The organism is Citrobacter sp. Cpo030, assembly GCF_030333005.1.
GTDB lineage: Bacteria > Pseudomonadota > Gammaproteobacteria > Enterobacterales > Enterobacteriaceae > Citrobacter > Citrobacter portucalensis.
Genome location: NZ_JAOWGT010000064.1, coordinates 1 through 12,390, shown reverse-complemented (window position 1 = coordinate 12,390; position 12,390 = coordinate 1). Strand labels below are relative to the sequence as shown.

Annotated in this window: 12 protein-coding genes; 5 read left to right on the top strand and 7 right to left on the bottom strand. The window is 51.6% G+C overall.

Annotated elements, in window-relative coordinates; genetic code table 11:
• Window positions 1-284: 284 nt before the first annotated feature.
• The 4 genes from OGY37_RS12040 to OGY37_RS12030 all read right to left on the bottom strand — a co-directional run bounded on the left by OGY37_RS12040 (window position 285) and on the right by OGY37_RS12030 (window position 3,087).
• The gene (locus OGY37_RS12040) at window positions 285-566 is read right to left on the bottom strand and encodes a helix-turn-helix domain-containing protein (RefSeq protein ID WP_000780222.1); all 282 of its coding nucleotides are present in this window, start codon (window positions 564-566) and stop codon (window positions 285-287) included.
• Window positions 547-876 carry a type II toxin-antitoxin system RelE/ParE family toxin gene (locus OGY37_RS12035; protein ID WP_000493286.1) on the bottom strand — a complete coding sequence of 110 codons (330 nt, stop codon included), beginning with the start codon at window positions 874-876 and terminating at the stop codon, window positions 547-549. Before OGY37_RS12035 ends, OGY37_RS12040 begins: the two co-directional genes overlap by 20 nt.
• A gap of 277 nt (window positions 877-1,153) precedes the next feature.
• On the bottom strand, window positions 1,154-1,282 hold the full coding sequence (locus OGY37_RS23500; RefSeq protein WP_488350364.1) for a replication-associated protein RepA4: 129 nt from the start codon (window positions 1,280-1,282) through the stop codon (window positions 1,154-1,156).
• Window positions 1,283-2,076: 794 nt separating this feature from the next.
• Window positions 2,077-3,087, bottom strand: coding sequence for a RepB family plasmid replication initiator protein (locus OGY37_RS12030; RefSeq protein WP_000200069.1), 1,011 nt, complete (start codon window positions 3,085-3,087; stop codon window positions 2,077-2,079).
• Between the two features lie 740 nt (window positions 3,088-3,827).
• On the opposite strand from OGY37_RS12030, the gene sopA reads away from it, so the two are divergent.
• From sopA to OGY37_RS12015, 3 genes are all read left to right on the top strand, one after another.
• Complete coding sequence (sopA, locus tag OGY37_RS12025) at window positions 3,828-4,994, top strand: plasmid-partitioning protein SopA (protein WP_000523812.1); 1,167 nt, start codon at window positions 3,828-3,830, stop codon at window positions 4,992-4,994.
• Complete coding sequence (locus OGY37_RS12020; RefSeq protein ID WP_001698877.1) at window positions 4,994-5,965, top strand: ParB/RepB/Spo0J family plasmid partition protein; 972 nt, start codon at window positions 4,994-4,996, stop codon at window positions 5,963-5,965. The genes sopA and OGY37_RS12020 overlap by 1 nt, the downstream gene beginning before the upstream one ends.
• A 1,051-nt stretch (window positions 5,966-7,016) precedes the next feature.
• The gene (locus tag OGY37_RS12015) at window positions 7,017-8,225 is read left to right on the top strand and encodes an RNA-guided endonuclease InsQ/TnpB family protein (protein ID WP_049239040.1); all 1,209 of its coding nucleotides are present in this window, start codon (window positions 7,017-7,019) and stop codon (window positions 8,223-8,225) included.
• Between the two features lie 22 nt (window positions 8,226-8,247).
• Here OGY37_RS12015 and OGY37_RS12010 read toward each other — a convergent pair whose 3' ends face one another.
• The 3 genes from OGY37_RS12010 to umuD form a co-directional block, all read right to left on the bottom strand.
• Window positions 8,248-8,403, bottom strand: coding sequence for a type II toxin-antitoxin system Phd/YefM family antitoxin (locus tag OGY37_RS12010; RefSeq protein ID WP_001776126.1), 156 nt, complete (start codon window positions 8,401-8,403; stop codon window positions 8,248-8,250).
• Window positions 8,404-8,541: 138 nt separating this feature from the next.
• A complete protein-coding gene (locus tag OGY37_RS12005) occupies window positions 8,542-9,813 on the bottom strand; it encodes a Y-family DNA polymerase (protein WP_193958540.1) in 1,272 nt (423 codons plus the stop codon).
• Window positions 9,813-10,238, bottom strand: a complete 426-nt coding sequence (gene umuD, locus OGY37_RS12000) for a translesion error-prone DNA polymerase V autoproteolytic subunit (protein WP_001776124.1) — start codon at window positions 10,236-10,238, stop codon at window positions 9,813-9,815. The genes OGY37_RS12005 and umuD overlap by 1 nt, the downstream gene beginning before the upstream one ends.
• Window positions 10,239-10,638: 400 nt before the next feature.
• Between umuD and ltrA the strand changes: the two genes are divergently transcribed.
• Window positions 10,639-12,126 (top strand): group II intron reverse transcriptase/maturase, encoded by a 1,488-nt coding sequence (gene ltrA, locus OGY37_RS11995; protein ID WP_162720562.1) that lies wholly within the window; start codon window positions 10,639-10,641, stop codon window positions 12,124-12,126.
• A 151-nt stretch (window positions 12,127-12,277) separates the two neighbouring features.
• On the top strand, window positions 12,278-12,390 hold a 113-nt coding region (locus tag OGY37_RS11990; RefSeq protein ID WP_042031543.1), incomplete at its 3' end, for an IS1 family transposase.

The following is a 12,390-nucleotide window of genomic DNA, read 5'->3' as shown; positions in this document are numbered from 1 at the left end:
GGCTCATGATGTCCCTCTGGGATGCGCTCCGGATGAATATGATGATCTCATATCAGGAACTTGTTCGCACCTTCCCTAAGTCACCGGCGGCTTGCCTGCCACACATTGAACATTACAGACCAATTAGCACTTTGTCACCGGGGAAAGATGTAAAGATTATGTATAAATAGATTGGCTTAGAAGTGACATTTCAACTTTGGAGAAACAGGTGACATTTTAAACTTGCTTTAACAAAATTTTGGGACTGACCGAAACAAAAAGGCCAGCCCCGGAGGGCTGGCTATTCAGTACAGGGCAATGACAGGTTTCTTGATGCCGCAGGCGTGAGCGTAGCGGGTCAGTGTGTCGATGCTGGCTTTGGTGATGTTGTTTTCCAGGCGAGAAATAACCGGAGGTGTAACCCCCATGCGTTCAGCAACCTGCGCTTTTGTCAGGTTGTCATGCTTGCGCCATTCAGCAAGCAGCTCCCTGAGCTTTTCCTTACGTTCTTCTTCCTGCCATGCAGCGCGATATTCATCGTCCTGCATCCACTCGTTATGCAGTTCTTTATGGCTTACCAGTTTCATTAAGTACCTCCGCTAACCGCTTTTTGGCGAGATCGATTTCTTTCGCTGGCGTTTTCTGTGACTTCTTGATGAAAACACGGAGCATGATGATGGTATTGCCTTTGTGGTATACCCAGATTCCCCTGGCTATGTCCGTCCCCATCGTGCGGATCTCAAAAAGTCCATCGCCCAGGGGCTTCGTGTCCGGCTCCCGCAGTAATCGGGCGTCATACTCCAGTTTGCCGATGAGACGGTCAAACTTCACCCTGATTTTTACGGGTAATGCTGTGGCTTCTTCCCTGGCTTCCGGGTGATAAACAACGCTAAACATGTGACCTCCCATTTCTATTAATATTAACCTATAGGCTAATTTCAGACAAGGTAGAATTAACCTATAAGCTAATTTTGTTGGCAGTTATCGTGGCTACCCAGTCACTACCCTGTTAGCGTGAGTTTTCGTTCCACTGAGGAACGGGGATTTATGCGCGTTAGCGCATGTAAGGCGGCAGGATGAAATGACAGGTAGCACCGAGGGTTAGCCGCCGATACCAGTGAGGGATCGAAAGGGATCGCCTATCCATCCCTTCACCCTGCAAAGCCATATTCCGCTAAAAGCGGCTCAGAGGCTTTTGTGCGCGGTCGGAGTGGTCACAACAAGGCGAAGCCGCAGTTGGGGCGTATCTCCGCGTTAGCGGGTCGTAAGAGCCGCTAACGAGCGTGTAGGGGTCAGTTTGGATATAGAGAATTATTGTACGGTAAGCCTGTTTTTTGAACAGACTTACCTATAGCAATAGGGTGTACTCCCGCGCTATACAGCGTTTTCAGGGGATTTTGTCTTAATCGGATAACCTAAATGCGATACAGCAAGAGCGACAACCTAAAAGCGATAGCCAATGACGATAAATCAATCACTTACGCATCCGAATTGGTTAAATAATGTGCTTAACGTACAAAAATTTCCGATCTCCAAACTGACCCCTAAATAGGCTGATTCGATGTGTTTGCGGGAAAAAAATCGGCCCAGATCCGCGAAATTTTAATCAGCGAGTCAGCTTGGGAAGAAATGACCTGCTTATTCGCACCTTCCCTAGCCAACACCTTTCTGCCATTCGGCTCCCGTTTCCTGATCGCATTTAACAGTGTGAAGCTGGCGCCGGGTTATACAGACAGCTGCAGTCTCATCCTGCCGGGCTAAACCTGCAGTACACAGGGGAACGGATACCGTCAGGTAACATGACCGTCTCAGCACCCGATTGAGATTTTCGTAAGGGATATAGAGCGTTACTGAAAAATTGACTGTGGCATGTTATTCCCCATGGAATGGTGAACAGACCAGGGATTACCCCCATTAAACCCGCATTCCGTAGTCAATATCTGCGTATCATGACCCGAAATCACATATGACAGTCAATATTGTTCGATCCGGGCAGACATGATAGAGAATAAATATTGACTGCGGTATGCGTGATGCATATCACAGTCAATGGAATGTCCTTAGCGGCATACGGCAGTCATGATATGCATATCGCAGTCAATTTTCTGGCTTCATCGCTGAGAGGGCTTCAGCCAGTTTAAGAGGATCGATGCCAGCAGCCTTCAGCGCCTTAATGACTTCGTCATAATTTTGCTCTGGCGCCTTCTCTTCTTCCTCTTTGCGCGGAACCTTCACAGGACTACTGATGAGTTTGGGGTTGCGATAATGCACGCTGAAATAGGTGGCTCGGCCACGTTTAAACTCGGTGTAATCCAGATAACCAATATCCCGCAGCTGCTCCATCGCCTTACGCACCGTGTGGTTCTGCGTATAGACATTTGAGGTGAGATTCAGCCGGTCACGCATCCGTTTCATGGAAATAGGTGCAGGATTCTGGGGAAGACTTTCGATGTAGGTATAAAGCGCCTGGGCTGATTCCTTGCGCTGCAGGGCGTCAATGGCTTTCAGCCGCAGCAGTACCCTTCTGTCCATGTGGTAAAGCTCAAACAGCTTAGGTTCAGCCTTGATCTCAACGATATCCTCGTTGATGTCATAATAGGCTGACTGCACCAGATGGGTGGTCCATCCTTTGGTCTCGCTCTGGAACTTCAGCGTAACCGAGGCGAGTTTAAACAGGGAATTACTGATGCGATCGCGCATTTTTTTGTTTGAACGACGGGAGTCAAATCCGCACATCTTAACGAATTCGACGAACGACAGTTCCAGGGTGTCACTTTTTACCCCATACTCCGACATGGAGCGAATTATCCCCAGCCAGACTTTAAAATCCGTGTCCATATCAAGACGCGAACCGGTGATCTTAACGTCAGTGTATCCTTCGCTTTTGGCAATGGCCAGCTGTACAAGCTCCTCAGTCGCGTCTGTAACGTTTTTCCGGTTCGCCTTGCTCTTCCCTGTTGATTTCAGAGTTGGGACGAAGAGACCGAGTCTCATGAGCGCTACTGGCTGCACGGTACTGGTGCTGTTGACATCCAGCTTAACAACTTCACCGGTTGTCTTATCAACTTCCTGAAGGTTCAGAAGTAAGCTATTATTTTCGCTCGTCATCTTGATCCTCAACGGTTATCCACAAAAGGATGTAGTAATACGTATCGCAGTCAACGGATATACATACCTCAGTAAATACCGTTGCATATCACAGTATTAGATTATGCATATAACAGTCAACATTTTACATTCCGCAGTCGATCCAGACAGACGTTAAAGCCAGTTACAGCGCATGCTGGAGCGATCCGGGGATCTCTTTTGGATCTCACTATGATCTCCTTGGGATCAATTATTGGATCGAGACCATGAATAACCCAGATACAAGGCCGGAAGCGCCACACCAGATATCCAGAACCCTGGCCTGATTTTCCTGAATACGCTCTGGAAGATTGAGATCTACAGGTACAACAATGAAACATTGACTGCGGTATGCTGAGTCGTCTTTCCTACAGATGCGGTAAGCATCATACCATAGTCAATATATTACATACCGCAGTCAATTTCATTATAACTGGCTGATCCCGAGTCATCTTTAGCAACCCGACGTACGTGCAATCTGTGAGTTCTGTGATTTTCCGCTTCCTCGCCGCTTTCTCACTGTGTGAGATCGCTTACTGCGGCGAGCGGCAGTGATTAATATTGACTGCGGTATGTACTCTTTTGTAATCCCCTGCGTTCTTTCATTACCCAATGTGGTTCACTTTGCACTTTTTCGTGTGCTTTGCGATTTTATTGTTGCTTTGCAATAAATTCCAAGATTTAATAAAATAATGCAAAGTGATGATTAAAGGATGTTCAGTATGGGACTCATGGATACACTCAACCAGTGCATAAGTGCTGGTCATGAAATGACGAAAGCAATCGCCATTGCACAGTTTAATGATGACAGTCCGGAAGCCCGGAAAATAACCCGGCGCTGGAGGATTGGTGAAGCGGCAGATTTAGTTGGCGTGTCATCTCAGGCTATCAGGGATGCCGAGAAAGCTGGCCGGCTGCCGCACCCTGATATGGAAACCCGTGGGAGAGTTGAGCAACGCGTTGGTTATACCATCGAACAAATCAATCACATGCGGGATGTATTTGGTACACGACTGCGCCGTGCTGAAGATGCGTTTCCGCCGGTGATTGGCGTTGCAGCTCACAAAGGTGGTGTTTACAAAACCTCAGTATCCGTTCACCTGGCTCAGGATCTTGCTCTGAAAGGACTCCGTGTTCTGCTTGTTGAAGGCAATGACCCACAGGGAACTGCTTCTATGTATCACGGATGGGTGCCCGATCTTCATATTCATGCTGAGGACACTCTCCTGCCCTTTTATCTTGGGGAAAAGGATGACGCCAGCTACGCTATAAAGCCCACCTGCTGGCCTGGCCTTGATATCATCCCGTCCTGTCTGGCACTGCACCGCATTGAAACCGAGCTGATGGGGAAATTTGACGAAGGCAAATTACCTGCTGACCCGCACCTGATGCTCCGTCTGGCCATTGAAACTGTCGCTCATGATTATGACGTGATAGTTATCGACAGTGCACCCAACCTTGGTATCGGTACGATAAATGTTGTATGCGCTGCTGATGTTCTGATTGTCCCTACTCCGGCAGAGCTGTTCGACTACACCTCCGCACTGCAGTTTTTCGATATGCTACGTGACCTGCTTAAGAACGTGGATCTTAAAGGCTTCGAGCCAGATGTCCGTATTCTGCTTACCAAATACAGTAATAATAATGGCTCGCAGTCCCCGTGGATGGAAGAACAAATTCGGGATGCCTGGGGAAGCATGGTCCTTAAAAATGTTGTGCGCGAAACGGATGAAGTCGGCAAAGGTCAGATCCGTATGAGAACCGTTTTTGAACAGGCTATTGATCAACGTTCTTCAACCGGTGCCTGGCGTAATGCCCTCTCTATCTGGGAGCCTGTTTGCAATGAGATTTTTGATCGTCTGATTAAACCACGCTGGGAGATTAGATAATGAAGCGTGCTCCTGTCATTCCAAGACATACCACACTTACTCAATCGACTGAAGATACTTCATCACCGGCGCCGGCCGCGCCGATGGTGGATTCATTAATTGCGCGCGTGGGTGCTATGGCCCGCGGTAATGCAATCTCTCTTCCGGTATGTGGACGGGAAGTAAAATTTACCCTTGAGGTGCTCCGGGGAGACTCTGTTGAGAGCGCTTCACGCGTATGGTCAGGCAATGAGCGCGATCAGGAACTACTTACCGAAGATGCTCTGGATGATCTCATTCCTTCATTTTTACTGACCGGTCAGCAGACTCCAGCTTTCGGCCGCCGGGTTTCTGATGTCATAGAAATTGCCGACGGCAGCCGTCGCCGTAAAGCCGCAATCCTGACGGAAAGTGATTATCGCGTTCTGGTTGGTGAACTGGACGATGAGCAGATGGCTGCATTGTCCCGACTGGGTAACGATTATCGGCCGACGAGTGCTTATGAACGTGGCCTGCGTTATACAAGCCGGCTGCAGAATGAGTTTGCAGGAAATATTTCTGCGCTTGCCGATGCGGAAAACATTTCTCGTAAGATCATTACCCGCTGTATTAATACGGCCAAACTGCCTAAATCCGTTGTTGCCCTGTTTGCACATCCTGGAGAACTGTCTGCCCGGTCAGGTGAAGCCCTTCAGAAGGCTTTTGCAGATAAAGAAGAATTACTGAAGCAGCAGGCTGAGACTCTCCACGATCAGAAGAAAGCGGGACTAATCTTTGAAGCTGAAGAGGTCATTAGTCTTTTAACATCCGTACTGAAACAATCTCCCGCATCAAGAGTTAATCTGAGCTCACGTCATCAGTTTGCTCCAGGGGCAACAGCATTGTATAAGGGCGATAAAATGGTGCTTAACCTGGATAGGTCCCGCATTCCTGCGGAGTATATAGAGAAAATAGAAGCCATTCTTAAGGAGCTTGAGAAACCAGGAGTCTGATGCGGACACGCTTTAGTCTACGGTGATCTCCCTTTACTTCATTTCCTTTCTCACAGGCCAGAAAACATAACTGGCCTGAATATTCTCTCTGGGACCACGGTCCCATCTGTATCGGCGGTCAGGTTATCTCCCAGGGACCACGGTCCCACCTGTATCGCCGGTCAGCTTATCTGCCTGGGACCACGGTCCCACCTGCATCGGCGGTCAGGTTATCTGCCAGGGACCACGGTCCCACCTGCGTCGTCGGTCAGCTTATTTGCCTGGGACCACGGTCCCACCTGCGTAATCTGTCAGCTTATCTGCCTGGGACCACGGTCCCACCTGTATCGTCGGTCAGCTTATCTCCCTGGGACCACGGTCCCACCTGCATCGTCAGCACATTATTAGTTAGGGATAACGGTTCAATCAATGCCTGTCACGAACAGGTATTGGCTTGTCGCCAGCAACCCGATGAGCGGAGTAATCACGCAGCAGGGCGGCTATTACAGGCGATGGTGAAAGCTCTATTGGGATCTGAACGAAGCATGTTGAGTGAAATTTGCAAAATTTCGCAGAGTATGCGGCTTAATCTTTAAATTTCCGCCGGCATTTTTAAAGCCAGCTACCGATGCTGCGCGTTGGCCGGCCCTTCGTCCGGCGGGTAACTAGTACCGGCCGATCTTACGACCCTGGATGAACATCATCCCGTCAGCAGCGTCTCCACTGTGATGTCGTTTTTCACACTGTCCGATCACAAAATAGAACGGGGAGGGACAACATATGGTAGGAAAAGCAGTTGCCAGAGACACAATATATTGATTATCCACAGTAACGGGGGATAACCGTGTGGGTAACATATTGAAAGTCCGTCACGTTATCGTATTAATTGACTTTGTATACACCACTGGACCATGAAAAGAATCCGGGGGAATCATCACAGAGCATAAACATACCGTTTTGTTTTTGGGTGACGGCAAGGAGGCCCCTGTTATCCAGTGCGCCGTAAAACCCCGACCTTCAGGGCGGGGATATAAGGCGCGGTTTTCCGACTAACTTCGGTTAAAATAGCCTCATGAAACGACTTCAAGCCTTCAAATTCCAGTTAAGACCGAATGGTCAGCAGGAGCGCGATATGCGGCGCTTCGCTGGGGCTTGTCGCTTCGTTTTTAACCGTGCGCTGGCGCTTCAAAACGAAAACCATGAAGCGGGGAACAAATATGTTTCCTACACCAAAATGGCTTCATGGCTCATTGAGTGGAAATCACACCCTGATACCCAGTGGCTAAAAGACACGCCATCACAGCCGTTGCAGCAGTCGCTCAAAGATCTGGAGCGCGGCTACAAGAATTTCTTCCAGAAGCGTGCAGCATTCCCTCGTTTCAAGAAACGCGGCCAAAACGATGCATTCCGCTACCCGCAAGGCGTGAAGCTCGATCAGACCAACAATTGTATAGCGCTTCCTAAGTTGGGCTGGATACGCTATCGCAATAGCCGTGAAGTCATCGGCGAAGTTAAAAACGTCACGGTCATCCAGTCATGCGGCAAATGGTACGTTAGCATCCAGACGGAATACGAAGTGCCTGAACAGGTTCATAAGGCAGCGTCAATGGTCGGTTTGGACGCCGGAGTCACGAAACTTGCCACGCTTTCTGATGGCACCGTATACCAGCCAGTCAATAGCTTTAAAGCAAACCAGCGTAAGCTGGCTATGCTTCAACGGCAGTTAAGCCGCAAAGTTAAATTCAGTGCCAGCTGGCAGAAACAGAAGAAAAAAATCCAGCGTCTGCACTCACACATTGCCAATATCCGGCGCGACTACCTTCACAAAGTCACCAGTGAAATCAGCAAAAACCACGCGATGATCGTCATTGAGGACTTGAAGGTCTGTAACATTTCGAAATCGGCAAAAGGTACGGCAGAGCGGCCCGGACGAAACATCAGAGCCAAATCAGGCTTAAACCGTTCGATACTGGATCAGGGCTGGTACGAAATGCGCAGACAGCTTGAGTATAAGCAGCTCTGGCGTGGTGGTCAGGTACTGGCGATACCTCCGGCATACACAAGCCAGCGTTGTGTCTGTTGTGGTCATACGGCGAAAGAAAACCGTCAAACGCAAAGTAAATTCGTGTGTCAGGTATGCGGCTATACCGAGAACGCCGATATCAACGGAGCACGTAACATTTTAGCGGCAGGACATGCCGTGCTTGCCTGTGGAGGGATGGTACAGTCAGGCCGCCCACTGAAGCAGGAACCCACCGAGGCGAGTCAGGCTCCGGTCTGAACGCTGTAGGAATCCTCGCCCTTCAGGGCGGGGAGGATGTCAACAATTGCACCAGGTCTTTTTCGTCCAGCGCATCGAGCATTTGTTCATACAGAGCCGCGGGCACACAATAAAAAACAGGGCGGTTGCGGTCAATAATCGCGACCGGGTAGCCGCCGCCGGCACTGGCGGTGGCCACCGGATCGTTTTTAAGTTCTCAGACGCTGGCAGTCACATCACACAGAATGATGTTTGTCATGGTTCCCTCCTGAGACAAGTCATCTGTATGATCGGTAAAGTAAGCTCTGGCCGCAAGTCCCGTCTGTCATTTCGACGGTCAGAAACGGGCAACCGGCAGCTCCTTCCAGCAGGTGGTATATGCCGGTGACAGCATCTCCCGTTTCATCTGCCAGTCCGGCGCAATCCCCCGTCCGGCAAACCAGACTTTCCCGAGTCCGGAATGATTAATGCCGTCGAGCACCTTCATCAGCGCATCGCTGTGCGGCCGTGGCTGCACGTCATCGAACAGATTCAGCTGCGCGACGCCGTTCGGACTGAAATCATTGAGCATTATCCCCGCTTTTGCGTAGCGGTGGCCATCGAGCCAGATTCTGTCCAGAGACCTGACCGCTGCCGCGGTAATGTCCCGGGTGTCACGGGTAGGGGGGTTCAGTTTTTCCGTGGCCACGTTACCGTAATACGGCTCATTAACCGCAAAAGGGGATGTCTTGATGAAGGTGCTGATATGCCGGCAGTACTGTCGCTCAGCGCGCAACTTTTCCGCCGCGCGCTCGGCATACTGGCAGACGGCCTGGCGCATTTCTCCGTAGGTGGTGATCCGCTGCCCGAAGCTGCGACTGCAGACAATCTGCTGTTTCGGCGGCGGCGCTTCCTCCAGCGAAATGCAACTCTCGCCGTTCAGCTCACGTACCGTGCGCTCCAGCACTACGTTGAAGTTTTTCCGGATAAATGTAGGGTTCGTCAGCGACAGCTGCAGGGCAGTGGTGATCCCCATAACGTGCAGCTTTTTCGCTATCCGGTTCCCCACGCCCCAGATTTCTTCCACCGGCTGCAGGCTGAGTAATTTTGCCGTTCTGCGTGGATTTTCGGGCGACAGCGCCAGCACCCCACTGAATTGTGGCCATTCCTTTGACGCCCACTGCGCCGATTTGGCCAGTGTTTTTGTGGCGCCGAAGCCGACACCGATCGTCAGTCCGGTTCCACTGAGAACATGCCCACGCAGCTGCCTGCCAAAATCCTCCAGATCCATACAGTGGCTAATTCCCCGGGCATCCAGGAAACATTCGTCAATTGAGTATTGTTCGACGCGGGGCGACAGCTCTTCCAGCAGGGCGACCACACGGTTACTCAGGCTCGCGTAGAGCTCGTAGTTGCTGGAAAAAACGTACAGTTTTTCAGGAAACTGCGCCTCTTTGAGCTGGAACCAGGGGGTTCCCATCTTTATACCCAGCCGTTTGGCTTCAGCACTCCGGGCAATAACGCAGCCATCGTTGTTACTGAGAACGACGACAGGTTTGCCGCGCAAATCCGGCCTGAAAACCTTCTCGCAACTGGCGTAGAAGGAGTTGACGTCTGCCAGGGCGAACATCAGTCTGCCCTCCGGGTTTTATGAATGAAGGCCGTCACCACGCCGAAAATTTGCAGAGTTTCCGGATCCGGGTACAGGGAAGGGAAGTCCGGGTTCATCGCCTGCAGGGCTGGCCGCGGCGTCAGAAGCAGGCGTTTTACCGTAAATTCACCCTCAATTTCCGCGATAACAATATCCCCGTGCCGCGGCTGTTCTGCTTTATCCACGACCATCAGATCGCCGGAATAGAGGCCAATATCAGTCATTGAGTTGCCAATCGCTCTGACAAAATAGGTGGAGTGGCGCCGGTGAATGCAGTACTCATTCAGATCCAGTTCAGACTCAGTATAGTCTGCTGCCGGTGACGGAAAACCCGCAGGGCATCGCTCTGTGAACAAAGGAATTTTTACTATGCTGGCTTCTGATACTGCAGGAATGAACTTCATCGTTTTTTCCCTCGCTTAAGCTGTGTATATATACAGTGTGCGCCGGGAGACCGGTAGAGATCAAGGGGTGAAAGTCCCCGACCATTGAAGGACCAGCAATCCACAAGGTCCCCGAGTCATGCGTTGCATACCGCGAGGTATGGGGCGAAGCGTTGACAGGGGTGTTGACAGGCCAGCCATTGAGCCACGAAATGTATATTAAATTACCGGGTGCCGACGTTGTACTGTTAACGGAAGGCAACATCATAGGGTGCGATACTGCGAGTGCCACATGGACCCGGCGGGGTCTGAGACCCTGGCATGTCAATACGATCTCTACGCGGGAACCGGGAGATCTCCCCTCTGACCATCTGCCAGTGTCGGAGATGGCCCGCACCGGGAAGACGAGGAGTCATAGCCGGTGATGTACGGAGAGGAGAAGTCGGACTCGCTCATAGTAGCGGCGAAGCAGGCGAACAACCCGAAAGGAGCGGAGTCAGTGGAGCGAAGGAGCGGGGCCAAGGGGAACGCGGAACAGCCACACATGCGCCGGACACAGAGCCGGGAAAGCATGTCACAGAGGCTGTCACGCGTGCGGGAAGCTGCGAAGCAGCGGAAGAAAGAACGGTTTACAGCATTGTTCCACCTGCTGACAGTCGAAGCACTGGAAGCCGCATTCCTCTCCCTGAGCAGGAAAGCGGCCGCGGGAGTGGATGGCATCAGGTGGATGGACTACGCCGGAAACATGAAGAACAACATAACAGATCTGCACCGGAGGCTACATCAGGGCAGCTACAGGGCGCAGCCCGGCAGGCGTCACTACATCCCAAAAGCGGATGGAAAACAACGCCCGCTCGGCATCGCCTCGCTGGAGGACAAGATCGTCCAGTATGCGCTGGTGAAAATCCTGAACGCAGTCTATGAAAACGACTTTATGGGGTTCTCATACGGGTTCAGACCCGGGCGAAACCAGCACGATGCACTGGACGCACTGGCCACAGGGCTGGTACGCACTAACGTAAACTGGGTACTGGATGCCGACATCAGTCAGTTCTTCGACAGGGTGAGCCACGAATGGCTGATCAGGTTCACAGAGCATCGGATCGGCGACCGGAGGGTAATCAGGCTCATACGTAAGTGGCTCACAGCCGGGACGTCGGAGGAGGGTCAATGGCGAGCAACGGAGGAAGGCACCCCACAGGGTGCGGTCATCTCACCGCTGCTGGCAAACATATACCTCCACTACGTCTTCGATCTGTGGGCGCATCAGTGGCGACGTCGCTATGCCACAGGCAATGTGGTAATGGTCAGATACGCCGATGACATCGTCATCGGGTTCGACAAACGATACGATGCCCGGCGCTTCCGTATAGCCATGCAGCGCAGACTGAGGAAGTTCGGACTCACGGTTCACCCGGAGAAAACCCGTCTGATGGAGTTCGGCCGCTTCGCTGCCGAAAACCGTGCCATCAGGGGAAAAGGCAAACCAGAAACGTTCAACTTCCTCGGGTTCACGCACATCAGCGGGAAAGATCGCAACGGCAGGTTCATGCTGATACGAAAGACCCGCCGGGATCGGATGACGGCAACTCTGAAAGCCATCAAAGACGGTCTGCGAAGGCGCTGGCATTACTCAATCCCCGAACAGGGAAAATGGCTCAGGAGAGTGGTTCAGGGATACCTGAACTATCACTCGGTACCGGGCAACTTCCCCACCATGCAGAAGTTCAGGACACACGTAACAAACCTCTGGCGCCGGGCGCTCAGGCGCAGGAGCCAGAAGGATGATACGACCTGGACGAAAGCAAACAAACTGGCAGCCGCATGGCTACCAAGGGTTCGGGTTCTTCATCCATGGCCTGTGGAGCGGTTCACCGCCAGACACCCGAGGCAGGAGCCCGGTGCGTAAATCGCGCACGCCGGGATCTGTGCGGGGGGTATCCGGTAACGGGTATCCCTACCGCGACATATTTAACAGCGTGACGATAATCCAGATCGCCTGCCGGGTAATAGTGCCAACTTACTGATTTAGTGTACGATGGTGTTTTTGAGGTGCTCCCGTGGCTTCCATCTCCATCAGTTGTCCCTCCTGCTCAGCTACTGAAGGCGTGGTGCGTAACGGTAAAAGTACTGCCGGACATCAGCGCTATCTCTGCTCTCACTGCCGTAAAAC

What these genes read in the sequence shown, in the direction of transcription:
- OGY37_RS12005 (WP_193958540.1), bottom strand. Translation starts at nt 9,813, where the DNA reads ATGTTCGCCCTGGCAGACGTCAACTCCTTCTACGCCAGTTGCGAGAAG.
- OGY37_RS12035 (WP_000493286.1), bottom strand. Translation starts at nt 876, where the DNA reads ATGTTTAGCGTTGTTTATCACCCGGAAGCCAGGGAAGAAGCCACAGCA.
- umuD (WP_001776124.1), bottom strand. Translation starts at nt 10,238, where the DNA reads ATGAAGTTCATTCCTGCAGTATCAGAAGCCAGCATAGTAAAAATTCCT.
- OGY37_RS12015 (WP_049239040.1), top strand. Translation starts at nt 7,017, where the DNA reads ATGAAACGACTTCAAGCCTTCAAATTCCAGTTAAGACCGAATGGTCAG.
- OGY37_RS12030 (WP_000200069.1), bottom strand. Translation starts at nt 3,087, where the DNA reads ATGACGAGCGAAAATAATAGCTTACTTCTGAACCTTCAGGAAGTTGAT.
- OGY37_RS12040 (WP_000780222.1), bottom strand. Translation starts at nt 566, where the DNA reads ATGAAACTGGTAAGCCATAAAGAACTGCATAACGAGTGGATGCAGGAC.
- OGY37_RS12020 (WP_001698877.1), top strand. Translation starts at nt 4,994, where the DNA reads ATGAAGCGTGCTCCTGTCATTCCAAGACATACCACACTTACTCAATCG.
- sopA (WP_000523812.1), top strand. Translation starts at nt 3,828, where the DNA reads ATGGGACTCATGGATACACTCAACCAGTGCATAAGTGCTGGTCATGAA.